The sequence below is a fragment of the Paenirhizobium naphthalenivorans genome (genome assembly GCF_007992095.1).
Classification (GTDB): Bacteria; Pseudomonadota; Alphaproteobacteria; order Rhizobiales; family Rhizobiaceae; genus Allorhizobium; species Allorhizobium naphthalenivorans.
Genome location: NZ_BJZP01000008.1, coordinates 1 through 23,681, shown reverse-complemented (window position 1 = coordinate 23,681; position 23,681 = coordinate 1). Strand labels below are relative to the sequence as shown.

Annotated in this window: 24 protein-coding genes and 1 pseudogene; 18 read left to right on the top strand and 7 right to left on the bottom strand. The window is 62.1% G+C overall.

Annotation, left to right across the window (positions count from 1 at the left end; translation table 11 throughout):
* Positions 1-73 precede the first annotated feature (73 nt).
* The 5 genes from RNA01_RS10000 to RNA01_RS09980 all read left to right on the top strand — a co-directional run bounded on the left by RNA01_RS10000 (position 74) and on the right by RNA01_RS09980 (position 2,781).
* The gene (locus RNA01_RS10000) at positions 74-439 is read left to right on the top strand and encodes an AtpZ/AtpI family protein (protein WP_147180030.1); all 366 of its coding nucleotides are present in this window, start codon (positions 74-76) and stop codon (positions 437-439) included.
* Positions 440-505: 66 nt separating this feature from the next.
* Positions 506-1,258 (top strand): F0F1 ATP synthase subunit A, encoded by a 753-nt coding sequence (locus RNA01_RS09995; RefSeq protein ID WP_147180028.1) that lies wholly within the window; start codon positions 506-508, stop codon positions 1,256-1,258.
* A 67-nt stretch (positions 1,259-1,325) separates the two neighbouring features.
* The gene (locus tag RNA01_RS09990) at positions 1,326-1,553 is read left to right on the top strand and encodes a F0F1 ATP synthase subunit C (protein WP_006466154.1); all 228 of its coding nucleotides are present in this window, start codon (positions 1,326-1,328) and stop codon (positions 1,551-1,553) included.
* A gap of 80 nt (positions 1,554-1,633) precedes the next feature.
* On the top strand, positions 1,634-2,293 hold the full coding sequence (locus tag RNA01_RS09985; protein WP_147180026.1) for a F0F1 ATP synthase subunit B: 660 nt from the start codon (positions 1,634-1,636) through the stop codon (positions 2,291-2,293).
* A gap of 2 nt (positions 2,294-2,295) precedes the next feature.
* Positions 2,296-2,781: a F0F1 ATP synthase subunit B gene (locus RNA01_RS09980; RefSeq protein WP_147180024.1), complete on the top strand. Its 486-nt coding sequence runs from the start codon at positions 2,296-2,298 to the stop codon at positions 2,779-2,781.
* 156 nt (positions 2,782-2,937) lie between these two features.
* Here the strand turns inward: RNA01_RS09980 and rnhB are convergent, their stop codons facing one another.
* Together rnhB and RNA01_RS09970 are read right to left on the bottom strand one after the other, a co-directional pair.
* Positions 2,938-3,609: a ribonuclease HII gene (gene rnhB, locus RNA01_RS09975; RefSeq protein ID WP_147180022.1), complete on the bottom strand. Its 672-nt coding sequence runs from the start codon at positions 3,607-3,609 to the stop codon at positions 2,938-2,940.
* Between the two features lie 267 nt (positions 3,610-3,876).
* Positions 3,877-5,034 carry a PA0069 family radical SAM protein gene (locus tag RNA01_RS09970; protein WP_147180020.1) on the bottom strand — a complete coding sequence of 386 codons (1,158 nt, stop codon included), beginning with the start codon at positions 5,032-5,034 and terminating at the stop codon, positions 3,877-3,879.
* A 130-nt stretch (positions 5,035-5,164) separates the two neighbouring features.
* Between RNA01_RS09970 and RNA01_RS09965 the strand changes: the two genes are divergently transcribed.
* A complete protein-coding gene (locus RNA01_RS09965) occupies positions 5,165-5,686 on the top strand; it encodes a glycosyltransferase family 2 protein (RefSeq protein WP_147180017.1) in 522 nt (173 codons plus the stop codon).
* Positions 5,687-5,721: 35 nt separating this feature from the next.
* Here RNA01_RS09965 and RNA01_RS09960 read toward each other — a convergent pair whose 3' ends face one another.
* The 3 genes and pseudogenes from RNA01_RS09960 to RNA01_RS09950 form a co-directional block, all read right to left on the bottom strand.
* Positions 5,722-6,621 (bottom strand): 4-(cytidine 5'-diphospho)-2-C-methyl-D-erythritol kinase, encoded by a 900-nt coding sequence (locus RNA01_RS09960; RefSeq protein WP_147180015.1) that lies wholly within the window; start codon positions 6,619-6,621, stop codon positions 5,722-5,724.
* A gap of 238 nt (positions 6,622-6,859) precedes the next feature.
* A pseudogene (locus RNA01_RS09955) lies at positions 6,860-8,632 on the bottom strand (tetratricopeptide repeat protein); the annotation flags it as partial.
* A 122-nt stretch (positions 8,633-8,754) separates the two neighbouring features.
* Positions 8,755-9,771, bottom strand: coding sequence for a polyprenyl synthetase family protein (locus RNA01_RS09950; RefSeq protein WP_147180012.1), 1,017 nt, complete (start codon positions 9,769-9,771; stop codon positions 8,755-8,757).
* Positions 9,772-9,877: 106 nt separating this feature from the next.
* Here RNA01_RS09950 and RNA01_RS09945 point away from each other — a divergent pair, with 106 nt between their 5' ends.
* On the top strand, positions 9,878-10,108 hold the full coding sequence (locus RNA01_RS09945) for a putative signal transducing protein (RefSeq protein WP_147180010.1): 231 nt from the start codon (positions 9,878-9,880) through the stop codon (positions 10,106-10,108).
* A 3-nt stretch (positions 10,109-10,111) separates the two neighbouring features.
* Entirely contained in the window at positions 10,112-10,897 is a 786-nt protein-coding gene (locus RNA01_RS09940; protein WP_235916557.1) for a tRNA1(Val) (adenine(37)-N6)-methyltransferase, read from the top strand.
* Positions 10,898-10,916: 19 nt separating this feature from the next.
* On the opposite strand, the gene RNA01_RS09935 is transcribed toward RNA01_RS09940, so the two are convergent.
* On the bottom strand, positions 10,917-12,263 hold the full coding sequence (locus RNA01_RS09935; RefSeq protein ID WP_147180008.1) for an Nramp family divalent metal transporter: 1,347 nt from the start codon (positions 12,261-12,263) through the stop codon (positions 10,917-10,919).
* A gap of 176 nt (positions 12,264-12,439) precedes the next feature.
* On the opposite strand from RNA01_RS09935, the gene RNA01_RS09930 reads away from it, so the two are divergent.
* Complete coding sequence (locus RNA01_RS09930; RefSeq protein WP_147180006.1) at positions 12,440-13,306, top strand: S49 family peptidase; 867 nt, start codon at positions 12,440-12,442, stop codon at positions 13,304-13,306.
* A 14-nt stretch (positions 13,307-13,320) separates the two neighbouring features.
* Positions 13,321-13,512: a hypothetical protein gene (locus tag RNA01_RS09925; RefSeq protein WP_147180005.1), complete on the top strand. Its 192-nt coding sequence runs from the start codon at positions 13,321-13,323 to the stop codon at positions 13,510-13,512.
* Between the two features lie 49 nt (positions 13,513-13,561).
* On the opposite strand, the gene RNA01_RS09920 is transcribed toward RNA01_RS09925, so the two are convergent.
* Positions 13,562-14,293 carry a glycosyltransferase gene (locus tag RNA01_RS09920; protein WP_147180003.1) on the bottom strand — a complete coding sequence of 244 codons (732 nt, stop codon included), beginning with the start codon at positions 14,291-14,293 and terminating at the stop codon, positions 13,562-13,564.
* A gap of 195 nt (positions 14,294-14,488) precedes the next feature.
* Here RNA01_RS09920 and RNA01_RS09915 point away from each other — a divergent pair, with 195 nt between their 5' ends.
* The 8 genes from RNA01_RS09915 (at position 14,489) to RNA01_RS09880 (ending at position 23,547) form a co-directional block, all read left to right on the top strand.
* A complete protein-coding gene (locus tag RNA01_RS09915; protein WP_147180212.1) occupies positions 14,489-15,421 on the top strand; it encodes a glycine--tRNA ligase subunit alpha in 933 nt (310 codons plus the stop codon).
* A complete protein-coding gene (locus RNA01_RS09910; protein ID WP_147180001.1) occupies positions 15,418-16,155 on the top strand; it encodes a DUF4328 domain-containing protein in 738 nt (245 codons plus the stop codon). The genes RNA01_RS09915 and RNA01_RS09910 overlap by 4 nt, the downstream gene beginning before the upstream one ends.
* 85 nt (positions 16,156-16,240) lie before the next feature.
* Positions 16,241-16,792, top strand: a complete 552-nt coding sequence (locus tag RNA01_RS09905; RefSeq protein WP_147179999.1) for a LemA family protein — start codon at positions 16,241-16,243, stop codon at positions 16,790-16,792.
* 34 nt (positions 16,793-16,826) lie between these two features.
* Complete coding sequence (aroA, locus tag RNA01_RS09900; protein ID WP_147179997.1) at positions 16,827-18,083, top strand: 3-phosphoshikimate 1-carboxyvinyltransferase; 1,257 nt, start codon at positions 16,827-16,829, stop codon at positions 18,081-18,083.
* A gap of 5 nt (positions 18,084-18,088) precedes the next feature.
* Positions 18,089-20,020, top strand: a complete 1,932-nt coding sequence (locus tag RNA01_RS09895; RefSeq protein WP_147179995.1) for a DUF2207 domain-containing protein — start codon at positions 18,089-18,091, stop codon at positions 20,018-20,020.
* Between the two features lie 26 nt (positions 20,021-20,046).
* Positions 20,047-20,598 carry a hypothetical protein gene (locus RNA01_RS09890; RefSeq protein WP_147179993.1) on the top strand — a complete coding sequence of 184 codons (552 nt, stop codon included), beginning with the start codon at positions 20,047-20,049 and terminating at the stop codon, positions 20,596-20,598.
* 122 nt (positions 20,599-20,720) lie between these two features.
* A complete protein-coding gene (gene glyS / locus RNA01_RS09885; protein WP_147179991.1) occupies positions 20,721-23,027 on the top strand; it encodes a glycine--tRNA ligase subunit beta in 2,307 nt (768 codons plus the stop codon).
* Between the two features lie 16 nt (positions 23,028-23,043).
* A complete protein-coding gene (locus tag RNA01_RS09880; protein ID WP_235916555.1) occupies positions 23,044-23,547 on the top strand; it encodes a 2-thiouracil desulfurase family protein in 504 nt (167 codons plus the stop codon).
* Positions 23,548-23,681: the final 134 nt, after the last annotated feature.

The window sequence follows — 23,681 nt, the reverse complement described above, 5'->3', positions numbered from 1 at the left end:
ATCCTGCCGTATCTACAGTGCTGTCGGGCCGCGGATGGTTCGGTGAAACGCAGAAACGGACGGATGCGAGATCATGACGGAAAACCGCGAAAAGAGTCTGGAAGAGCGTCGCAGGCGCCTCGCTGCCGAATTGGCGGTGAAGGGGGTCGAGACGAGGGGTGAAGAAGCCGCCGACGAGCGGGCCGAGCAGAGCCGCAAGGGTTATGCCGAGGCCATGAAGCTTTCGAGCGAATTCATCTCCGCTGTCGTTGTTGGCGCAATCCTGGGCTATCTTTTCGACCGTTTTGTCGGTACTGCGCCCTGGGGCATGATCGTGCTCCTGTTACTCGGGTTCTGTGCCGGTGTTTTGAATGTGCTGAGGACCGCGGGCAAAGTGGCGTCGCCCCATCCGGCGGACCGAAGTACTGAGGCAGGGAATAAGCGCGACGCCGATCGATAAGGTTGCGAAGCGTGAAATAGGCAGGTATCCGCCCGTGGGCGGGCTAAAAGCGAAAGAGACCAGACGGTGTCAAACGATCCGACTCATCAGTTCCAGATCCAGAAGATTGTTCCGATCGAGATCGGCGGGATTGATTTTTCGTTCACCAACGCTTCGCTGTTCATGGTTGCCACGGTCGCCTGCGCCTCCGCATTCCTGTATTTCTCGACGTCCAGCCGCGGATTGATCCCGACCCGCGCTCAGTCGGTCGCCGAGATGTCCTATGAATTCATCGCCTCGATGCTGCGTGAAGGTGCCGGCAGTCATGGCATGAAATTCTTCCCCATGGTCTTCTCGCTGTTCATGTTCGTGCTGACCGCGAACTTGCTCGGCATGATGCCTTACTTCTTCACCATCACCAGCCAGATCGTCGTGACCTTCGCCTTGGCGATCTTCGTTATCGGCACCGTGCTGGTCTATGGCTTCATGAAGCACGGGTTCGGCTTCCTCAAGCTCTTCGTGCCTTCGGGCGTGCCGGCGGCGCTATTGCTGCTCGTCGTGCCGATCGAAGTGATCTCGTTCCTTTCGCGTCCGATTTCGCTCTCCATTCGTCTGTTCGCCAACATGCTGGCCGGACATATTACGCTCAAGGTGTTCGCAGGCTTCGTCGCCTCGCTCGGAACCCTTGGTGCGATGGGCATCGGCGGCGCCGTTCTGCCCCTGATCATGACGGTCGCTCTGACCGGTCTCGAGTTCCTCGTCGCCTTCCTGCAGGCTTATGTTTTTGCGGTACTGACTTGCATGTACCTCAACGACGCAATTCACCCTGGCGGGCACTAAGGATAACGACATTGGCGCCTGAAGGCGTCAGTCATTCGCCGCAACAACCATTCTAAGGAGATCAATCATGGAAGCGGAAGCAGCAAAGTACATCGGCGCAGGTTTGGCTTGCTTTGGTATGGCCGGCACGGCTCTCGGCCTCGGCAACATCTTCGGCAACTACCTGTCCGGCGCTCTGCGCAATCCGTCTGCCGCTGACAGCCAGTTCGGCCGTCTGGTATTCGGCTTCGCCGTTACGGAAGCTCTGGGCATCTTCTCGCTGCTCATCGCTCTCCTGCTCCTGTTCGCCGTCTAATATCGGCCGGGTAATGGGGTCACGGCTCGCCTTGGGGCGGCCGTGATCCTTCGCATTTGAGAATACACCTGGAGGTGAGCATGTTCGTGACCCCCGCCTATGCGCAGGAAACCCCGGCGCAGGGCCAGACTCCCGCCGAAGCAGCCCCCGCACAGGGTCAGGTTCATACCGAAGAGACCCCTGCACACGGCGAAGTTCATACGGAGACCGGTGTTGCCCCCGCCAAGGGGCATGGTGGTGGCGTTTTTCCGCCGTTCGACCAGTCGACCTACGCCTCGCAGCTCTTGTGGCTGGTGATTACGTTCGGTCTTTTCTACGTGCTCATGCAGAAGGTCATCGTACCGCGCGTCGGTGGCATCCTGGAAAACCGGCATGACCGGATCGCACAGGATCTCGATGAGGCTGCCCGGCTGAAGTCCGAGGCCGATGCTGCCATCGAAACCTATGAGCGTGAGCTCGCCACTGCCAAGGCCAAAGCCGGGCAGATCGCAGCGACCGCCCGCGAAAGTGCCAAGGCCAAGGCTGACGCCGAGCGGACCGCCGTTGAGGCGGAACTCGCCGGCAAGGTTGCAGCCGCAGAAGCGCGCATCGCCGAGATCAAGGCCAAGGCATTCGCCGAGGTCGATACCATCGCCGTCGACACCGTCGGCACGATCGTCGAGCAGCTGATTGGCGCCAAGGCGACCGCGGCCGACATCAAGGCGGCCGTCAGCGGCGTTACCGCCAAGCAGGGGGCTTGAACATGCAATTCGACGCAACATTCTTCGCCTTCGTCGGCCTGCTGCTCTTCCTGGCTCTGATCGTCTATCTTAAAGTACCGGGCATGGTGGCAAAGTCGCTCGACGAGCGGGCCGGCAAGATCCGTGATGAACTGGCAGAAGCCAAGCGTCTGCGTGAGGAGGCTCAGCATGTGCTGGCAGAATACCAGCGCAAGCGCAAGGAAGCCGAAGCGGAGGCCGCAGGCATCATCGCCGCTGCTGAACGCGAGGCCGCCATGCTGACGGCCGAAGCCAAGCAGAAGACCGAAGAGTTCGTGGCACGCCGCAACGCTCTGTCCGAGCAGAAGATCAAGCAGGCCGAGACGGAAGCCGTCAACGCCGTGCGCGCCGCTGCTGTCGATCTCTCGATCGCCGCTGCGGAAATGCTCCTCGTCAAGAAGGCCGACGCCGGCGTTCAGGACAAGCTGTTCAAGGGCGCCGTTGGTGAGGTCAAGACCCGCCTCAACTGAGGCATCGGCCAGTCTGAATCGCAAAGCCGGGTGGAGACGCCCGGCTTTTTCTTTGCCTGCCATATCCCCGATCGGGCGAGGGGGGGCTGGGCGTCAAATGGTCAGGACGGCGAAACCGAGCCGCCTGATCCGGGGGGCATTCGGCGAACCTTTCTTCTACCTGTCGGTGTCCGGATCATCGCGCCGCAAGGGGCGAAAGCTCATGCGATGCAGGATACAAGGGCCATACACCACGATCGCCGTTCGGTGACGGTCGGTTCCGTAGCCGGCGTGGCTCTCAAAGCCATAGGCAGGGAAGACGAGGCCCGCACGCGTCATCATCCTGTCGCGGGTTACCTTTGCGACAATCGAGGCGGCCGCGATCGAGAGCGAGCGGGCGTCACCCTTGACCAGAGCTTTGCCCGGGCAGATCAGTCCCTCCGGAACGTCGCGACCATCGATCAGGACGTGGCGCGGCGGAAGCGCGAGGCCCGCCACCGCGCGACGCATGGCGTCGAGGCTTGCCTTGCGGATGTCGAGGGCGTCGATGTGGCGTGGCGACGAAGAGGCGATCGAGACCGTTGCCGACAGGATGATCTCCTCGAACAGGCGCTCGCGGTGGGCGGCGGTCAGTTTCTTGGAATCGTTGAGCCCGGCCGGGATATTGTTCGCATCGAGAATGACGGCGGCGGCCACAACAGGCCCGGCAAGCGGACCTCGTCCGGCCTCGTCAGTGCCGGCGACAGGAAAAAGGCCGCGCTCGGCCGCGAGTTTTTCGAACTCGAAATCGGGCGTTGACGGCCGCTTGGCAAAAAGATCAGGAGAATCGGGTGGCGTGCGAGATTTCATGCGGCAGAAATCGCACGCGCACCCGACCTCCTGCAAGTCCCCGACATCGATGGCCGGCAGGGGAGGCAACCACCGAAGCGGCAGCCGGGGACTTTTTTCCCGGCGCGAGGCGGCGGACCTCACCGGAAAGAACGATGGCCAGCACGCTGGCCAATTTCTCGTCGGAGCGGCGAACCGCCCCGTTTCAACTTGATCGCAACCGTCGTTCCTGATCGCCACGCCGAACGGCATCGCCTGGAACGGGTCGGGAAGCGGTCGGCGGCACCCTCACAGCAGTGACAGCTGCACACCACTGCCGTTTGGCGGCATAAACAGGTCGTCACGCAGGTGCATACCGCGGCGAACGAGGCCGAGCCGTTTGGTCGTCATCTCGAAGCGCCGGCTGATCTGCCAGGCATAGGGACCAGCCCCCTTCATCCGCTTGCCGAATTCGGCGTCATAGTCCTTGCCGCCGCGCATGGACCGCACCAATGACATGACGTGACGGTAGCGATCCGGATAGTGTTGCAGCAGCCAGTCGCGAAACAGCGGGCTCACTTCGAGGGGCAGGCGCAGCAACACATAGCCTGCCTCGCTGGCGCCTGCCGCCTTGGCCGAATCCAGTACGCGCTCGATCTCGTGGTCGTTGAGTGCGGGAATGACCGGTGCCATCAGTACGCCGGTCAGCACGCCCGCCTCGTTTAACGCCCGGATCGCCTCCAGCCGCTTCGCTGGTGTCGAGGCTCGTGGCTCCATGGTTCTCGCCAGCTTGCGGTCAAGCGTGGTGACGGAGATCGCCACCTTGGCCAGCCCGCGCGATGCCATCGACGACAGGATATCGAGATCGCGCAGGATAAGCGCCGACTTGGTGACGATCGCCACCGGATGGTTGGCCTTGTCCAGCACCTCGAGGATCTGCCGCATGATGCGCCATTCCCGTTCGATCGGCTGGTAGGGATCGGTATTGGTGCCAATCGCGATGGTGCGCGGCTTGTAGCCGGGCTTGGCGAGTTCCCGCTCTAGCAGCTTGGGCGCATCGGGCTTGGCAAACAGCTTTGCCTCGAAATCGAGCCCGGCCGATAGTCCCATGTAGCCGTGGGTGGGGCGCGCGAAGCAATAGATGCAACCATGCTCGCAGCCGCGATAGGGGTTGATCGAACGGTCGAAAGGAATATCGGGTGAATCGTTGCGGGTGATGACGCTGCGTGGCCGCTCAACTTGCACCTCGGTGCGAAAGGGCGGCATGTCCTCGAGGCTCTCCCAGCCGTCGTCGAAGGTGACCCGCTCACGGGTCTCGAAGCGCCCGGAAGGATTCATCCCGGCAGCTCGTCCGCGGCGCCGGTCAATCTCGATCCGAAGACCGGAGCCAGCAACTATCGCATCGGCAATATCTGCCGTATTGGCAGGCTGAAAGGCAGCCTGCGCCACAAGGGACAGCTCGTTCATGTTAGCTCCTCACGGGGGCATTATCCCCGTTTCGATGACTAAATTCCTACCGCCGAAATGAGAACAATGCAAGAACAAAATGCGGAAAGTCGCAGTGGCGTTGGTTTGTGCGATGCGGTAAAGATAAGAGATGTTGACAGTGATGATGGAATGTCGCGACCAGGAGCCCGAGCTTGCTCAGACGCTCGCTGTGCTCGTCGCCGGCGCGGTTGAGGGACTTGTCAGTGACGTGGTCGTTCTCGACCACGGTTCATCAGATGGCGTGTTGCGTATCGCAGACGCTGCCGGTTGTCGTTATTACGCCCAATGGGACATCAAGGATGTACTGCGGGCGGCGCGGGGGGAGTGGTTGTTGTTGGTCGAGGCCGGCGCGCGGCCGCTCAACGGCTGGATCGACGAGATCGGCGAATATGTCGCACTCCACAAGGTGTCGGCACGTTTCTCCGTGTCGCGTGCGCACAGACGCCCGTTCTACAAGCGGATTGGCCACCGCAGCCCGCCGCTGGAAACCGGCCTGCTTTTGCAGAAGCGCGAGGCGCTGGCGCTGGCCAGATCCGGCATGCAGCTCTCTCAACTGGCCCTGGGGCTGAAGCCGCGTCGGCTCTCCAGTGAAATCGTCCCGTCCTGGGTTGCGCGGCAGGGCCGCCGCTAAGCCTCGGGATCAAGTCGCCCTTTGGCGCATCCGGGTCAGCCCGCAGAGCCATTCTCCGTCTCGGTCGCCTGAACATACCAGTCAGGGTGGCGGCTTTCCAACTCAAGGGCGGCTTTCTCGGCTTGCTCTCTGTCGGAGAATATGCCGAAGCAAGTGGCGCCGGATCCCGACATGCGAACCAGTTGAGAGCCGGCCTCCCGCAGCGCCGTGGAAACACTGGCAATCTCCGGGACAATCGCCCTTGCTGGTGCTTCAAGGTCGTTGCGCAAGCCCGAGAGAAAGGCGATCCACGCGGCGATGTCGCAAGAGGTGGGGAGCGTACCGATCGGCGGATTGTCACGCTTTGCCAGGCGCCGGAAAATGTCCGGCGTCGAGACCGACTTCAGCGGATTGGCGAGCACGAGCGCGAAGCGCGGTATGGAGCCGAGCATATCGATCCGCTCGCCGATGGCGCGGGCACGCAGGGGGCGACTTTCAAGGCACATCGGAACGTCGGCGCCGAGCTTGAGGGCGATGGCCGACAGTGTCTCGGGGGGGAGGGAAGCCCGCCAGAAACGCAGCAGGCCGCGCAGCGTCGCCGCCGCATCCGCCGATCCGCCGCCGATCCCGGAGGCGACGGGCAGGTTCTTTTCCAGTTCTATGGCGACGGGCTCCATGACATGCCCGTCGGCGGCAAGGGCCGCGCGCAGGAGATCACGTGCCTTCAATACGAGATTGTCGTCCTTGCCCCCGGCCTCGGCCGAGAGCGATGCGCCGAAGCGGCCGGCCAGGCCGAAGCCGTCTCGATCCGCAGGCGAAAAGGTCAACAGGTCGCCATGGCTTGCGAAGGCGACGATACTGTCCAGCAGATGGTAGCCATCGGCGCGCTGCCCGGTGATGTGCAGCGCCAGATTGATCTTGGCTGGCGCTGCCTCGCTTGTCGTCTCCGCCGACATGGCGTCAGTTGCCGCTCTTCGGCATTTTCAGCAGCTGGCCGGGGAAGATCCGGTCGGGATGGCGCTTGAGGTCCGGATTGGCATTGATCAGGTCGATGAAGCGCTGACCGTCCCCTAAGGCCTCGGTGGCGATGTCCCAAAGCGAATCGCCCGCCTTGACGGTGTAACTGTCCGTTTCGATTGCCGGTGCCTGACCTTTTTCGGCATCGCTCATGGCATCTGCCTGTGCGGCCTCGGTGTCCTTCGCGACGACCCGCGGTGTGACCTCGGGAAGACCGTCGCGCAGCTTTGCCTCGATCTTCGGAATCTCGGCCAGTTCCGGCTTGGAGGCGAGTGCCCGTTTCCATTGGAAAGTCGCTTCGAGCTTGCGCCCGACGCGCCAATAACCGTCACCCAGATGGTCGTTGATGGTCGCGTCGCCGGCCTTCAGTTCGGCCGCACGTTCCAGTTCCGTCACGGCTTCGTCGAAACGACCGAGGCGGTAATAGGCCCAGCCGAGCGAATCGACGATATAGCCGTCATCGGGGCGCAATTCGACCGCCTTGCGGATCATGTCGAGGCCTTCCTCGAGGTTGCGGTTCATGTCGACCCAGGAATAGCCGAGATAGTTCAGCACTTGCGGCTGGTCCGGATTGAGTTCCAGCGCCTTGCGGAAATTGGGCTCCGCCTGATCCCACTTCTTCAGCCGTTCATAGGCGATGCCGCGTTGGAAGAAGATCGACCAGTCACTGCGAACCGGGTTCGAGCCGATGATCTCGACGGCCTTGTCGTAGTTTTCCGCCATGGCCGGATAGTCTTTGGCGTCGGACAGCACGCTGCCATAGGCGAGGTAGCTGCGGATGTCGGACGGATCGGAAGAGATCAGCGACTGGAGGTGCTGCCGGGCTTCATCGACTTTGCCGGTCTCGGCGAGTGTCATGCCAAGCTGTAGTTCGGAGATCCGGCGCATCGGCGAAGTGGCGGGCACCTCGCTGTAGAAGCGGATAGCCCGCTCCGGTTGCTTGGCGTTCTCGGCGATCCCGCCGAGCAGGATCAGCGTGTCGGCGCTCGTCGGATCAAGCGCGCGGGCGAGCTGCAGGTAGAGCGTGACCGTGTCTCCCGCGCCATCGCGATTGAGTGCACCGCCGATCGAGAAGAGAACGCCGGCCGCTCCCTCAGCTGCGGTCTTGGCCAGAGAATCCGGCTTTTCGTCGGCATTAATGCGTTCACGCAGGGCCTTGAAGGGCGCGAAATTGGCGATTAGTGCGTCTCCGGCGGAAATGGCGTCCAGCGCCTTCTGCTTGTTGCCCTGTTGCGCCTCAAGCGTTGCCAGCGAAATAATGGTTCGGGTAAAGGTGTCGGGCGCAGTGGCAGCACCCGATTTGTCGACCACGGCATCGGTGAAATTGCGGCGTGCCGCATCGGGCTCACCGATCAGCGCGGCGATCGCACCGGCGTTGTAATGCTGGAAGATGCCATACCAGTCCGGACCCTTGAGGCCTTCGACAAGGGCCAGCGCTTCCTTGCCCTGGCCGGCTCCCACTTTGGCCCAGGCGACGAGCAGTTGGTTCATCAGGCGGTCGAGGTCATTCGGGCCGCTATAGGTGAGGATCTTCTCGGCGCCGGCGAAATCTTGCCTGCGGATCGCCTCGAGAGCGCGTGCGACCGAGGTGACACGCTCGATCGCCTCGTCGTTCTTCAGCTCTTCGGCAAGTGCCACGCCGTCGTCGAAATCGCCATTCATGAACTGGGCGATCATCAGCCGTTCCTGGATGTCGAGTTCATTCGGCGAAAAGGACAGCGCTTTTTTGTAGAGCGCGATGGCGTTCTCGTAGTCGCGGTCGGCATCGGCCGTGCGGGCAGCGAGAAAGGCTCCGGAGAACGTGTCGACGCTCTGGCTGTCGAAGGTCTCCGATTCGGCTGGCTTCACCTCGTCGGTGGCCTGGGCATGCACGATACCGGAGGGGAAAACGCTAACCAGGAAGGCGAGCGCCGTACCGGCGAGCAGACGGATGGCAAGTCTTTGCCGCATGAAAGAGCCTTTCAGAATCGATGACCAGCCGCCATGGGCTGTTGATACCCCAGAATGCGGGAATTATTCATGCACAGAATGGCTTTTTTGAAGCAGCCTCGCAAGGCGACATGCCGGCCACTTCAATTCACTCGGGCGATGCAGAAATCGATCACGTCCATGAGGGCGGACTTCCATTCCGTCTCGGGCAGCGGCGCCAGCGCATCGCGGGCGATCGTGCCGTAATGCAGGGCGCGGGCGATCGTTTCATTGAGCGCACCGTATTTCGTGATCAGGCCGAGCGCCTTTTCCAGCCGGGCGTCGTCGTTGTGACCCTGCTCGATCGCCTCGCGCCAGAAAGCACGCTCTTCCTGGGTGCCGCGGCGATAGGCAAGGATGACCGGAAGCGTGATCTTGCCTTCGCGGAAATCGTCGCCGACATTCTTGCCGAGATCGACGGCCTTGCCGCCGTAGTCGAGCGCGTCGTCGACCAACTGGAAGGCCAGTCCGAGATTCATCCCGTAGGACTTGAGTGCGTTACGCCCGGCCTTGTCGGCGCCAGCGACGATCGGACCGACTTCCGCCGCAGCGGCGAAGAGGGCCGCCGTCTTGGCCCGGATGACTGAAAGATAGTCGTCCTCCGTGGTCTCCATGTTCTTGGCGACCGACAATTGCAGCACTTCGCCTTCGGCGATTACCGACGCGGCCGCTGACAGTACGTCGAGCGCTTCGAGCGAGCCGACTTCGACCATCATGCGGAAGGCTTGGCCGAGCAGGTAGTCGCCGACCAGTACGCTCGCCTGGTTCCCCCAGATCATCCGTGCCGTCGACTTGCCGCGGCGAAGATCGCTCTCATCGACCACGTCGTCGTGCAGAAGCGTGGCTGTGTGCATGAACTCGACGCTGGTCGAGAGCTTGACATCGCCGTCGCCCTGGTAGCCGAACAGTGCCGCAGAGGCGAGCGTCAGCATCGGCCGGAGCCGCTTGCCACCGGACGAGATCAGGTGATTGGCCACTTCGGGAATCATCTGCACATCCGAGCCGGCCTTCGACAGAATGAGCTGGTTCACCCGTTCCATACCCGGCTTGGTCAGGTCCACCAGAGGCTGGATGGAAGCCTGTTTGTTTTTATTTTCCTCAAGCGGTATGACTACGCCCAACGCACCGGACTCCTATTGCATTCTCGGCGCGACAATAAAAAGTGGCGGCATGATGGGCAAGAGCGAATCAGCCGCCCAGGCCGTTTTAGGAAGGGTTTGGGGCGCAATGCACGAGATTATCCGCAGCAACGACGCCGTTGTCCTGTCCTTCGCCGAAAGCCTGATGAAGGATGCCGGGATTTCCTGCATGATCGCCGATCAGGCGATGAGCATTCTTGAAGGTTCGCTCGGCATGCTACCGCGTCGTTTGCTGGTCGAGGGCGATCGGGCGGATGAGGCGCGCCGCATTCTGACGGATGCCGGCCTTGGCGACGAGTTGCTCGATCCAGAGGCTTGACCCGTGCCAGGCGCCCCACAGATCGCAGAAACCGTCGACGCCTTTCACCGTGGTCGCTTTCATCTGGTCCAGCCGAAGGGCAGGGGCCACCGCGCCGGTATGGACGCCATGCTGCTGGCCTCGCTGGTTGACGCCCCAGGGCCTATCCGGGTCGCCGATCTCGGTGCCGGGGCCGGTGCTGCCGGTCTCGCCGTGGCGGCCCGGCTGGAGCAGGCCGAGGTCACGTTGGTCGAGCGGTCTGCCGAGATGATCGCCTTCGCGGCCAAGAGCCTGGCGCTGGCGGAGAACGCCGCGATCGCCCCCCGCGTGGTGCTGATCGAGGCGGACGTGACGCTGACCGGTCGTGCACGGGTTGCCGCCGGCCTTGCTGATGATGTTTTCGATCATGTCATCATGAACCCGCCCTTCAACGATGCGGGCGATCGCAAGACGCCGGATGCGTTGAAGGCCGAAGCCCATGCGATGACCGAAGGCCTTTTTGAGGGCTGGATCCGCACTGCCGGCGCGATCATGGTGCCGGGCGGGCAATTGTCGCTGATCGCCCGGCCGCAATCGGTCGCCGAGATCATCGATGCCTGTGGCCGCCGCTTCGGCGGGCTGGAGGTAACACCCGTCTATCCGCGGGCGGGCGAGAACGCCGTGCGCATCCTGGTGACGGCGATCAAGGGTTCGAAGGCCCGGCTCAACTTGCGGTCGCCGCTCCTGATGCACGACGATCCGACCAGCCACAAGTTCTCCGCCTTTGTCGATGACCTGAACAACGGCCGCTCCGCCTATCGCCGGAAGTGATGCGACGCGTCTTTTGGCCTCATCCGGCAATGAAATCGATGACCAGCTTCATGTTGAGCAGGATGATGACAACGGCGATCAATGTGGCCAGGCCGGAGAGCCACCGCGGCGAGACCAGCGCGCCCATCTTTGCGCGGCTGGCGGTCATCGTCACCAGGGGGATGACGGCGAAGGGCAATTGAAGGCTGAGGACGACCTGACTGAGGATCAGCAGTTCGGCGGTCCCTCTCTCGCCAAACCAGATCGTGACGACGGCGGCTGGAATGATGGCAAGCCCGCGCGTGATGAGCCGCCGGATCCACGGGCTGACCCGCAGGTTGACGAAGCCCTCCATGACGATCTGGCCCGCCAGCGTCGCCGTCGCTGTCGAGTTGAGGCCGCTGCACAAGAGTGCCACGCCGAACAATATCGGTGCCGCCGTGCTGCCGAGCAAGGGCGAAAGCAGCGCGTGCGCATCGCCGAGTTCGGCGACATCCTGATGCCCGCTGCCATGGAATGCCGCGGCGGCGAGGATGAGGATGGAGGCGTTGACCAGGAAGGCGAAAAACAATGCCAGGGTGGAATCGAAGGTGGCGAAGGTAAGGGCTTCGCGCTTGGCTTTGATGCCGGTGTGAACCTGCCGCGTCTGGATGATGCCGGAATGCAGGTAGAGATTGTGGGGCATGACCGTCGCCCCGATGATCCCGATGGCGATATAGAGCATTTCTGGGTCCAGCACGATCTGCGCTGAAGGCAGGAAGCCCGCCGCAACGCCGCCCCAGTCTGGGCCTGCGAGCGTCAGCTGGATGGCGAAGCTTGCAGCGATAATGACGGTCAGTGTGATTACGAAGGCCTCGACCCATCGGAAACCGAGCCGCTGCAGCAGGAGGATGATGAAGACATCCGCCGCGGTGATGAGGACGCCGATCTCGAGAGGTATGCCGAAGATCAGTTGTATGCCGATCGCGGTGCCGATTACTTCGGCGACGTCGGTGGCGACGATGGCGATTTCAGCCAGCAGCCAGAGAATAATGTTGACCGGCATCGGATAGGAATCACGGCAGGCCTGCGCGAGATCGCGCCCGGAGGCGATCGCAAGCCGTGCGGCAAGCGACTGCAAGAGAATGGCCATGAGGCTGGAGATCAGGATGGCGACCAGAAGGGCGTAGCCGAACCGAGAGCCGCCGGCGAGCGAGGTGGCCCAATTGCCGGGGTCCATGTAGCCGACGGCGACAAGATAGCCCGGTCCGAGAAAGGCGAGCGCGCGGCGCCAGTAAGGGCTGGTAGACTTCACCGATATGGACGCGTGCACGTCTGACAGACTCGGTTCTCCGCGTTCCCTGGTCCAGCCGGGAGAGGTCCTGCTTTTGTCTTGCGCTTCAGCCATGGCCTGTTCTTGTTGTCTGAGTTTTGTAATGCGAATAATTCGCAAGAAGGCTATGCGCTATTGCCCTGCGGCGCAAGAGCACAGAATGCCAGCGTATGATGATCTGCGTTAGGCCATTGTGTTTCCGCGTGAAATACATACATCAGCGTCCACAGCATGTGCAGCAGGAGATGTGAATGGCCGGTTTTCTCAAGCGATTTGTGCCCAAGCGGTTCCGTGATGACGGATTGGTGATTCCGGTTGTTCGCCTGCACGGTGCGATCATGAGCGGCGGCAGCCGGTTCAAGCCGCAACTCAATCTGGCGAGTGTCGCGCCAGCGTTGGAAAAAGCCTTCGCCAAGAAGGACAGTCCGGCCGTTGCTCTGTCTATCAATTCGCCGGGCGGTTCGCCGGTCCAGTCGCGTATGATCTTCGATCGCATCCGCGCGCTCGCCGAGGAAAAGAACAAGCGCGTTCTGGTCTTCGTCGAGGACGTCGCGGCTTCCGGCGGCTACATGATCGCATTGGCCGGCGACGAGATTTTCGCTGACGCCACGTCAATCGTCGGCTCGATCGGGGTGGTCTCCGGCGGCTTCGGCTTTCCGGAACTGCTGAAGAAGATCGGTGTTGAACGGCGCGTCTATACTGCTGGCGAGAACAAGGTGATCCTCGATCCTTTCCAGCCGGAAAAGGAAAGCGACATCGATTACCTGAAGTCGTTGCAGGTCGAGATCCACGAGATCTTCATCGACATGGTGAAATCGCGCCGCGGCAGCGCCCTTGTCGATCATGCCGATATCTTTTCCGGTCTGTTCTGGACTGGTCGGCGCGGGTTGGAACTCGGCCTTGTCGACAGTCTCGGCGGCATGCGCGAGGAGATCAAGAAGCGCTACGGCAGGGATGCCAAGCTGGAACTGGTCTCCGGTTCCCGGGATTTCTTCGGCCGGCGGCTTCCGGGCGTGGACGCGAAAGGCGCCGGGCTGGAGCAGGTCGCGGCTATGGCTGTATCCGGGCTTGCCGAGACACTGGAAGAAAAGGCATTGTGGAGCCGTTACGGGCTCTGACTGCGTGAGGGGATATGTCGCGGATCATTTTCTTCGTCGTTCTGATTGGGGGTGCCTACTACCTCTATCGCCGCTTCGTGACCGATGCGCAGAAGTTGGCGGCCAAGTCGAAGGCGTCTGAGAAGGAGCGCCAGACCGGCGCCATGGGCACGCTGGTCAAGGACGAGGTGACCGGCGAATATCGGGTGAAGCGCGAGGGAGAGTAAAAAAGGCGACCTCGAAGGCCGCCCTGTATTTTACGATCTGCCCGCCGCTTTATTCAGCAGCTTTATTTTCTGCCGCGCTGGCGATTTCATCCTCGAAAGGACCGTTGACCGTATGCTGAATGCTGAAATCGGTCAGCAGCTTTTCGCGGTGCCATTCACCAGCCATCGGCGCGGTCGCATATTCGTGGAAGCACGGCGTGCCAAGCGTCCAGTGCAGTAGCTTGGCGTCCGGGTTCGGTCCGAACTCGTCCGGCAGCCAGTTCCAGATCTTCGGCAGTTCGCCGACAAGGTCATCCGAAAGCCAGGTGAACCGGTGCAATTGCGCGCCGGTGGCATTCATAACGAATTCGGGTGTGACGACTTTGTTCGCCGGATGGCCACAGTTCCACAGAACCACGCTCGACCAGTTCTTACGCGGGTAGTCGGCATTGGTTGAACCCAGATACTTGGTCTTGGCCTTGGTCTTGTAGTCGTGATGCACGCACATGACCGCTTTCGTCTCGTCGCGCAGTGCCCACAATTTGGCAAGGTCATCGCGAACGAGCATGTCGCCATCGACGAACAGCGCCCAGCCGTTGTAGTTCATGATGTGCGGCAGCAGGAAGCGGCTATAGATGAACTGGTTGGAACCGTCGCTATGCGTCTCCTTATAGGCGCCGAGATTGTTGAGAGCGAGCGGCGTCAGCGCCAGGATCTCGCTCGAATGACGGATCATGCTGTTCGCACAGACGTGGTAGGCGACGGCCTCGCGTGGGTCGTATCCAATGAAGACGTTGATCATGGCGAGTTCCTTGGGTCTTAGTTAAAAGTCGGAAATTAATAGAGAGTTGACTTCATCACTGTCAACAAATGAAGATAGTGGCGAGACTTTGGCCGCAGCCGCACTTGACCGGCTAAGAGCAGTGTGCCACCTCACCGCAAGTTTTTTTGATGAAAAACCGGATCCCCCATGACCGAGACCAGCCTCGCCCCCCATATGGACCCCAAGCGCTCGTTCCAGGCGCTGATCCTGACCCTTCACAACTACTGGGCGGACAAGGGTTGCGCGGTTCTTCAGCCCTACGACATGGAAGTGGGCGCCGGCACCTTTCATCCAGCCACCACGTTGCGCGCGCTTGGCCCCAAGCCTTGGAAGGCCGCCTATGTGCAGCCCTCGCGTCGCCCCTCCGACGGTCGCTACGGCGAGAACCCCAACCGTCTCCAGCACTATTATCAGTACCAGGTCATCCTGAAGCCGAACCCGTCCAACCTGCAGGAACTCTATCTCGGCTCGCTGGCCGCCATCGGCCTCGACCCTCTGCTGCATGACATCCGCTTCGTCGAGGATGACTGGGAAAGCCCGACGCTCGGCGCCTGGGGTCTCGGCTGGGAGTGCTGGTGCGACGGCATGGAAGTGTCGCAGTTCACCTATTTCCAGCAGGTCTGCGGCATTGAGTGTTCGCCGGTCGCCGGCGAATTGACCTACGGCCTTGAACGCCTCGCCATGTATGTCCAGGGCGTCGACAACGTCTACGACCTCAATTTCAACGGTCGCGAGGGCGACGAGAAGATCTCCTATGGCGAGGTCTTCCTGCAGGCAGAGCAGGAGTATTCCAGGCACAATTTCGAATTCGCCAATACCGAAATGCTGCACCGCCACTTCGTCGACGCCGAGAAGGAATGCCTGGCGCTGCTCGCCGCCGGCGCGCCCGGCGAAAACGACAATCAGCGCCTGCACAAATGCGTCTTCCCGGCCTATGACCAGTGCATCAAGGCGTCCCATGTCTTCAACTTGCTCGATGCGCGCGGGGTGATTTCGGTGACTGAGCGGCAGAGCTACATCCTGCGCGTTCGTACACTGGCCAAGGCTTGCGGGGAGGCCTTCCTGCTGACTGACGCCGGTGGAGCGAACTTCGGCAAGGCTGCATGAGCAAAGGCCGGCCTCTGCCGGCTAAGTCTCTGGCCGACGGGCTGTCATGGGCTCGCCGCGCCTGGGTTGTTTTGGCATGGCTCAGCGGCTCGATGCTGGTTCTATCGGTCGGCTTCTATCTCTACATCGCCTTCGTCAGCTACGTCATAGAGCACACTGGCTCGACCTTTCGCACCGGCGCCGACAGCGCGGCTTTTCAGGTCATGCTGAACGCCTCGGGTGTCTTCGACCTCTGCCTCACCGTGCTGGAGGCCGTTGCCATTCTCGTCTTCCTCCGCTGGATCTGGCTGTCCGTCGTGCTGGCCCGCGCGGTGAATCGGGAAAGCGTTCGTTATGCGCCCTGGGTTGCTGTCGTCGGGTTCCTCGTGCCGATCGTCAATTACTGGATGCCACTCCAGGTCCTGATTGATCTTGAAGCCTTCGCGGCGGCAGAAGAGGAGCGGCCCGTCTCGGCCTTCCCTTGGTATCCGGCCGGCATGGTCTTTTGCGGCTTCCTTGCCTATGGTCTGTGGCAGATCGTCAATGCCACGCCAGTCGAGGGCTTTTCCAATCCCGCCGCGAGCCAGAGATTGATGCAGATCGCCGCTCTCGGAGCGATCGCTCATCTGGTCCTTTTGATGCTGAGCAATGCCTATATGCGCATCGTCTCCACCGGACAGGAATTGGCACTTCGTGAACTCGCCGAAACCGAGCGTCTGACATCTGCCGCAGCCGTTCGCAGTGACGTGCCTTGAGATCGCGCACCGCGCGATCTGATGATGACTTTCCCCGGCTGAACGCCTAAGGTCCGACTATCCTTGCACCGGCTGGAGCATCGCCATGTATATCACGCTTGCTATTCTCGTCCTTGTCGCTCTCTATGCGGTCTCCGTCTATAACGGTCTCGTCAAATCCCGGCAGATGACCGAGGAAGCTTGGTCCGGCATCGATGTTCAGCTGAAGCGCCGCGCCGATCTTATTCCCAACCTGATCGAGACGGTGAAGGGCTATGCGGCCCACGAGAAGTCGACTTTCGAGGAAGTGGTCGAGCTGAGGAACCGGGCCCAGGCCGTGCCGGCGGGCGACGTGGCGGGCCGTGCCGCAGCAGAAGGACTGCTCGGTCAGGCTCTCGGACGCATCGTGGCTCTTGCCGAAGCCTATCCGGATCTCAAGGCCAACGAGAACTTCATGGAGTTGCACCGTTCGCTCGATGCGATCGAAGGAGAGATCCAGATGTCGCGGCGCTATTATAACGGCGCCGCCCGTGACCTCAACGTCAGGGTCGACAGCTTTCCGTCCAATCTGGTGGCCCGCAATTTCGGTTTCACCAAAGCCGGTTATTTCGAGATTGCCAACGACGCCGACCGCGCCGTCCCGACCGTGAAATTCTAAACGCGGGCCCGCTGTTCCCGCTTCGAGACCCCGCATGAAAACCGACAAACTGACCATCCTTCCGCCGGGCCGTCCGCTTTGCGGGCGCGTCGACCCGCCCGGCTCCAAGTCGATCACCAACCGCGCGCTGCTGCTGGCCGGACTCGCCAGGGGCACGAGCCGGCTGACCGGCGCGTTGAAGAGCGACGACACGCGCTATATGGCCGACGCCCTGCGCGCCATGGGCGTCACCGTTGATGAACCCGACGCCACGACATTCGTGGTCACCGGCTCAGGCGAATTGAAAGCCCCGGCCGAACCTCTTTTCCTCGGCAATGCCGGGACAGCCACGCGCTTCCTCACCGCCGCGCTCGCTCTTGGTTCCGGTCGCTATGTCGTCGACGGCGACGAGCACATGCGCAAGCGGCCGATCAAGCCGCTGGTCGAGGCGCTGAAATCGCTTGGGGTGGCTATCGAGGCGCCGACCGGCTGCCCGCCGGTAACCATCGACGCCAAGGGCGCCTTCACTCGCAACAAGGTCGTCATCGACGCCGGCCTCTCCAGCCAATATGTCTCCGCCCTGCAAATGGCGGCGGCCTGTGGGGCGGAACCGTTCGAGATCGAGCTAGCCGGCGCCGATATCGGTGCACGCGGTTATATCGATTTGACCTTGGCCGCCATGCGCGCCTTCGGGGCGAAGGTCAGCCAGCCGACACCAGCGTCCTGGCGCATCGAGCCGACCGGCTATACCGCCACCGATTTCCACATCGAGCCGGACGCCTCGGCCGCGACCTATCTCTGGGGCGCGCAGGTGCTGACCGGGGGGGCGATTGACATCAGCACGCCGGCCGGAGAATTCACCCAGCCAGATGCCCGGGCCTATGATGTCATTTCCGCCTTCCCGCACATGCCGGCCGTCATCGACGGCTCACAGATGCAGGACGCCATCCCGACGATCGCCGTGCTTGCCGCCTTCAACGAGACGCCGGTCCGTTTCGTCGGCATCGCCAATCTCCGGGTCAAGGAATGCGACCGCATCCGGGCGCTTTCGACCGGGCTCAACAACATCCGTACGGGTCTGGCGGTGGAGGAGGGGGACGACCTCATCGTCCATTCCGATCCGGCACTCACCGGCCAGAGCCTTCCGGCCGAGATCGACACCTTCGCCGACCACCGCATCGCCATGAGCTTTGCGCTGGCCGGCCTGAAAATCCGCGACATCACCATTCTCGACCCCGGCTGTGTCGCCAAGACCTATCCCGGCTATTGGGATGCGCTCGGCTCGCTCGGCGTTCAGTTCAAGCAGGATTAGATGGCATGAAAGCGATGCTCGGCCTCCTGACGGCAGTCTTCCTCGTTCTTGCTGCGGCGGGGCAGTCTCTGGCCGCCGAGGTTATCCGCGACTATCACGCCGATATCGCCGTTTCCTCCGATGCGACGCTTACCGTGACCGAGACGATCACGGTGCGCGCCGAGGGGCAAGAGATCAAGCGCGGCATCTTCCGCGACTTTCCGCTCTATGCCGAAGATGCCGATGGCCGTCGCGTCGAGGTCGATTTCAACCTCCTCTCGGTCGAGCGCGACGGTGAGCCGGAGGACTATCACACCGAGAGCATTACCGGCGGTATCCGCATTTATGCCGGTTCGGCCGACGTTTTCCTCGATCCCGGTGACTACACCTATACCATTACCTATACGACCGGCCGGCAGATCCGCTATTTCGACGATCATGACGAACTCTATTGGAACGTGACCGGCAATGGCTGGCGTTTCCCGATCCTCAAGGCCTCCGCCCTGGTGACTCTGCCGGGCGGCGCGACCCCCACGCGAACGGCCTATTATACCGGTTATCTCGGCTCGACCGCCACCAATGCGTGCTATGAGATGACGGCGGAAGGTCCCTATTTCGAAACGACCGAACGCCTTGGCATCGGCAATGGCCTGACCATTGTCGTCGGCCTGCCGAAGGGGACCGTTTCCGCGCCCTCGAGCGAGCAGGTCGGCTGGTGGTGGATCCGCGACAACATCAATGCGATCCTCGGCTTCGGCGGCCTCGGCCTCGTGGCGCTCTATTATCTGCGTTTCTGGATCGCGGTCGGCCGCGATCCGAAGGCGGGCGTGATGGTGCCGCGCTGGGATCCGCCCGACGGCATTTCGCCGGCGTTGGTCAACTATATCGACAACAAGGGCTTTTCCGGCGAGGGTTGGACGGCGCTTTCGGCCTCGCTGCTCGATCTGGCGGTGAAGGGCTATGTCGTGCTCGATGATCTGGAAAAATCGATCGTCGTCCAGCGAACGGAAAAGCAGGTCACTGGCAAGCTGTCCGCCGGCCAGGCCGCTTTGATCGCGTCGCTTGGCAAATCGGGTGACGAATTCACCATCGACAAGGCGAACGGCAAGCGGGTGCAATCGGTCGGCAACAAGTTCCGCGGTGCGATCGAGAAGGAGCATCGCGGAAAATACTACCAGGCAAACACCGGCTATATCGTCGGCGGCGTGGTTCTCAGCGTGGCCGCGCTCGCTGCCCTGTTGATTTTCGGTTCGCTGACGGAGGACACGATCGGCCTGCTGTTCGCCCCGATCATGCTTTCCCTGTTCCTCGGCATCTTCGCGGTTCGCCTCGGCAAGGGCGTGCAAAGAGGTGCGGCGCTCCCCGTCCGGATCATTTCCATCATTGGGTTGGCGGTCCTTGGTTTTGTCGCCATAGCCGTGGTGATCTTCACCTTTCTGGCGATCTTTATCGACTTCTCCGACATCAACCAGCTTCACGTCCTGATCGCGGTCGGCGGCATTGTGCTGCTTAACGTGCTGTTCTTCTTCCTGATGGGCGCGCCGACGCCCGTCGGTCGAAAGCTGATGGACGGTATCGAGGGGCTGAGGACCTATATGACGCTGGCCGAGAAGGACAGGCTCAACATGCAGGGTGCTCCGAAAATGTCGCCGCAGCATTTCGAGACCCTGCTGCCCTACGCCGTGGCGCTCGGGGTCGAAAAGCCCTGGACGCGGACGTTTGAAATCTGGCTTGCCTCGGCGGCCGCTGGGGCCGCTGCCGCGAGCTACCAGCCGACCTGGTATCACGGCGCCTATCCCGGCGGTTTCGGCGGCCGGATCGGCGGCTTCTCGCGGTCCATGGCCTCGACCATCGCCTCCACCATTCCGGCCCCGCCGAAAAGCTCGTCCTCCGGCTTTTCCTCCGGCGGCGGCTTTTCCGGTGGCGGTGGTGGTGGCGGTGGCGGCGGCGGCTGGTGATCCTTCGCATCAAGGGAGGGCAGCCGTTGAAATCTCTGGACCGGACTGTCGCGCTCGCCGCCTGTTGTGTAATCGTCGTGCTGCTCGTGATGTTCTTTGGCAACGATGCTTTCTTCGAATGGGCTTTCCGTCGGCATCAGAACACCCTCTCATGGGTTGTGCGGCCCTTGCTGCTGCTTCCCCTCTGTTATTGTGCTTGGCGGCGATCTCTCGGCGGCGTGATGTTCTGTGTGCTGGCGATCCTGTCGTCCATGTTCTGGTTTCCCGCCCCATCGGCTCCTCGGGCCGAGGTTCAACAGTTCCTAGCTATGGAACAGAGCGTTCTTAGCGGCGGCTGGACTCCCGCGATCATCGCCAGTCTTGCCGCCATTGTGCTTTATGGGGTGGCGCTCGTTCTGGCCTTCTGGCGCAGGTCGTGGCGGCTTGGCCTTGCGGTCGCTATTCTGGGCGCAGGCGCGAAGATCTTTTGGAGTGTCGCCGCAAGCCCTGGTGCCGGCCATGTCGTCATCCCGTTCGCCCTATCGGGTGTGGTGGTATTGCTCATCACCCTGCTTCTGTTCCGGCGGCGTTTGCTCTAGGTGTTTTCATGGCTGGGATGGCCTTCCCGCCATGGTTTTTCCTGCTTTTTGGATGACAATCACCTCCTGCCTTGATAAGCCCCGACCTCGAAGAATGTCTTTCAAGATGAAGCAGAAAACCTATGCCTGATCTATTGCTCGAACTCCGCTCCGAGGAAATTCCCGCCCGCATGCAACGCAAGGCGGCCGGTGATCTGAAGAAGCTTGTCACCGACGCGCTGGTCGAGGCAGGCCTGCATTACGAAGGCGCCCGCGAATACTGGACGCCGCGCCGCCTGACGCTGGACATTCGCGGCCTTTCGGCCCGTTCGGCCGACATTCGTGAAGAAAAGAAGGGGCCGAGTGTCAGCGCGCCGCAACAGGCGATCGACGGCTTCCTGCGCGGTGCGGGCCTTGCCTCGATCGATCAGGCGGTGATCAAGACCGATCCGAAGAAGGGCGATTTCTATGTCGCCTATCTCGACAAGCCTGGCCGTGCCGCCGAGGAAATCGTCGCCGACGTCATGCCCGGCATCATCCGCACTTTCCCTTGGCTAAAATCGATGCGCTCAGGCGCTGCCTCCATGCCGAAGGGCTCGAGCTTCGCCGGCATCGAGGGCAAGGGCCCGGAAGCATTGCGCTGGGTGCGCCCGCTCCAGTCGATCGTCTGCACTTTCGGCACCGACCACGACGAAACCGTCGTCATCCCCTTCGAGATCGACGGCATCACCGCCGGCAATGTCACCTACGGCCACCGTTTCCATGCGCCGGACGCCATTACCGTGCGCCGCTTCGACGATTATGTCGCCAGCCTGGAAAAGGCCAAGGTCATCCTTGATGCCGAGCGCCGCAAGCAGATCATTGCACAGGACGCCGCCAATCTCGCCTTTGCCAACGGTCTCGACCTCGTCGAGGACGAGGGCCTGCTCGAAGAGGTGTCCGGCTTGGTCGAATATCCGCACGTTCTGCTTGGCACCTTCGAGCCGGAATATCTGGAGATCCCGGCCGAGATCATCCGGCTGACCATCAAGACCAACCAGAAATGCTTTGTCACCCGCCCGCACGGCGCGACCGAAGGCCTGTCCAACCATTTCGTCCTCGTCTCCAACATCGAGGCCAGGGACGGCGGCAAGGAGATCATGCACGGCAACGGCAAGGTTGTGCGCGCCCGCCTGTCGGACGCCAAGCATTTCTGGACCCGCGACCAGGGCGACCTGCCGGATCTCGGCGATCTCGAAGCCTCGGCGAAGAAATTCGACCTTGATCTGAAAAAGCCGCTTGACCAGCGCATGGCCAAGCTCGACGCGCTGAATGTCACCTTCCACGCCAAGCTCGGAACGCAGGGTGAGCGCGTCGCCCGCATCCGCGCGCTGGCGAAGGAACTGGCGCCGATCGTCGGCGCAGACGCAGACCTCGTCGACCGCGCCGTGGTTCTGGCCAAGGCCGATCTTCGCACCGAAGCCGTCGGCGAATTCCCCGAGCTCCAAGGCCTCATGGGCCGCCGCTACGCGCTGCTCCAGGGCGAAGACGCCGCCGTCGCCGCCGCCATCGAGGATCACTGGAAGCCGAACGGCCCCTCCGACCGTCTGCCGGAAGACAAGGTGGGCCTCACCGTGGCGCTCGCCGACAAGCTCGATACGCTCGTCGGCTTCTGGGCGATCGACGAAAAGCCGACCGGCTCGAAGGACCCCTATGCGCTACGCCGCGCGGCACTGGGCGTGGTGCGGATGATCCTGGAGCGGGGCATTCGCCTTAATTTGGCTCCAATATTGAACTTGAGCGCAAAGATTCTTGCGGCGCACAAAGTAAGGCGCCTGTATGCACAGTCGAGGCGATTAGCTGAACTGGTTAGTGAAACAGGAGAATATCGAGATAAGGTATTCGGAGGTGGGGAAGGTGGAATTGTCGTCGAGGATTTTTCGGAAGTCACGTCATCGATGCTCGATTTCTTCCACGACCGCCTGAAGGTCTACCTGCGCGATCAGGGTGCCCGCCACGACATCATCGATGCGGTACTCACCCCCGAGGCCGACGATCTGCTGATGGTCGCCCGCCGCGCCGAGGCGCTCACCGCCTTCATCACCTCGGAAGACGGAAAGAACCTGCTGGCCGGCACCAAGCGTGCGACCCAGCTTCTGGCCGCCGAAGAGAAGAAGGGCACCGTCGTCGCTGACGGCGTGTCGGAAGCCCTGCTGACGCTCGACGCGGAGAAGGCGCTCTTCGCCGCGATCAAAATCGCCAGCGCCGAAGCCGCCGACGCCGTGGCCAAGGAAGACTTCCGCTCGGCCATGCAGGCGCTGTCGAAGCTGCGCGCCCCGGTCGACACATTCTTCGAGGATGTTCTGGTCAATGACGAGGACGCCGCGATCCGCGCCAACCGTCTGGCTCTCCTCAAGGCGATCCGCGAGGCGACCGGCACGGTCGCAGATTTCTCCAAGATCGTCGGTTGATTGGGGTGGCGCTGACGTGGAAAAGATCCTCATCAGCGCCTGCCTGCTCGGCCGCCCCGTCCGCTATGACGGCAAGGGCAAGCCGCTTCATCATCCGGTGATCGCCCGCTGGATGGCGGAAGGCCGGCTGATCGGTTTCTGTCCCGAGCAGTCCGGCGGTCTGCCGACACCACGCCCGCCCGCCGAAATCGAAAGCGGCATGAATGGCGATGATGTGCTGGAAGGTCGCGCCCGGGTGCTGGAAGTGACCGGTCGCGACGTGACGGCCGAATTCATCGCTGGAGCGGAGAAGACGGTCGCCGTCGCCAAGGCGCAGCACTGCCGGTTCGCGTTGCTGATTGACGGCAGCCCGTCCTGCGGGTCGGGCTTCATCTACGATGGCAGCTTTTCCGGTGTCCGGCATTCCGGTGAGGGCGTGACGGTGGCCCTGCTGCGTCGCGCCGGCATCGCGGTTTATGCCGACCGTGAGATCGATGCGCTTGTGGCGCATCTCGATGGCGCCGCCGGCTCCGCCTCCTGAAACAGTTCTCCAGATGGAAAAGCCGCCGGAGTTTCCTCCGGCGGCTTGATTTGCGTGGCGCGAGCCTGGTTTTGCGTCAGCTGGCGCGACGCATCTGCTGGGCCATGCCGCTGAGCGAGGTCGACTGCGAGGCA

What these genes read in the sequence shown, in the direction of transcription:
- glyS (WP_147179991.1), top strand. Translation starts at nt 20,721, where the DNA reads ATGCCTGATCTATTGCTCGAACTCCGCTCCGAGGAAATTCCCGCCCGC.
- RNA01_RS09990 (WP_006466154.1), top strand. Translation starts at nt 1,326, where the DNA reads ATGGAAGCGGAAGCAGCAAAGTACATCGGCGCAGGTTTGGCTTGCTTT.
- RNA01_RS10000 (WP_147180030.1), top strand. Translation starts at nt 74, where the DNA reads ATGACGGAAAACCGCGAAAAGAGTCTGGAAGAGCGTCGCAGGCGCCTC.
- RNA01_RS09965 (WP_147180017.1), top strand. Translation starts at nt 5,165, where the DNA reads ATGTTGACAGTGATGATGGAATGTCGCGACCAGGAGCCCGAGCTTGCT.
- RNA01_RS09945 (WP_147180010.1), top strand. Translation starts at nt 9,878, where the DNA reads ATGCACGAGATTATCCGCAGCAACGACGCCGTTGTCCTGTCCTTCGCC.
- RNA01_RS09930 (WP_147180006.1), top strand. Translation starts at nt 12,440, where the DNA reads ATGGCCGGTTTTCTCAAGCGATTTGTGCCCAAGCGGTTCCGTGATGAC.
- RNA01_RS09920 (WP_147180003.1), bottom strand. Translation starts at nt 14,293, where the DNA reads ATGATCAACGTCTTCATTGGATACGACCCACGCGAGGCCGTCGCCTAC.
- RNA01_RS09985 (WP_147180026.1), top strand. Translation starts at nt 1,634, where the DNA reads ATGTTCGTGACCCCCGCCTATGCGCAGGAAACCCCGGCGCAGGGCCAG.
- RNA01_RS09925 (WP_147180005.1), top strand. Translation starts at nt 13,321, where the DNA reads ATGTCGCGGATCATTTTCTTCGTCGTTCTGATTGGGGGTGCCTACTAC.
- RNA01_RS09910 (WP_147180001.1), top strand. Translation starts at nt 15,418, where the DNA reads ATGAGCAAAGGCCGGCCTCTGCCGGCTAAGTCTCTGGCCGACGGGCTG.
- RNA01_RS09905 (WP_147179999.1), top strand. Translation starts at nt 16,241, where the DNA reads ATGTATATCACGCTTGCTATTCTCGTCCTTGTCGCTCTCTATGCGGTC.
- RNA01_RS09915 (WP_147180212.1), top strand. Translation starts at nt 14,489, where the DNA reads ATGGACCCCAAGCGCTCGTTCCAGGCGCTGATCCTGACCCTTCACAAC.
- rnhB (WP_147180022.1), bottom strand. Translation starts at nt 3,609, where the DNA reads ATGAAATCTCGCACGCCACCCGATTCTCCTGATCTTTTTGCCAAGCGG.
- RNA01_RS09895 (WP_147179995.1), top strand. Translation starts at nt 18,089, where the DNA reads ATGAAAGCGATGCTCGGCCTCCTGACGGCAGTCTTCCTCGTTCTTGCT.
- RNA01_RS09960 (WP_147180015.1), bottom strand. Translation starts at nt 6,621, where the DNA reads ATGTCGGCGGAGACGACAAGCGAGGCAGCGCCAGCCAAGATCAATCTG.
- RNA01_RS09980 (WP_147180024.1), top strand. Translation starts at nt 2,296, where the DNA reads ATGCAATTCGACGCAACATTCTTCGCCTTCGTCGGCCTGCTGCTCTTC.
- aroA (WP_147179997.1), top strand. Translation starts at nt 16,827, where the DNA reads ATGAAAACCGACAAACTGACCATCCTTCCGCCGGGCCGTCCGCTTTGC.
- RNA01_RS09935 (WP_147180008.1), bottom strand. Translation starts at nt 12,263, where the DNA reads ATGGCTGAAGCGCAAGACAAAAGCAGGACCTCTCCCGGCTGGACCAGG.
- RNA01_RS09970 (WP_147180020.1), bottom strand. Translation starts at nt 5,034, where the DNA reads ATGAACGAGCTGTCCCTTGTGGCGCAGGCTGCCTTTCAGCCTGCCAAT.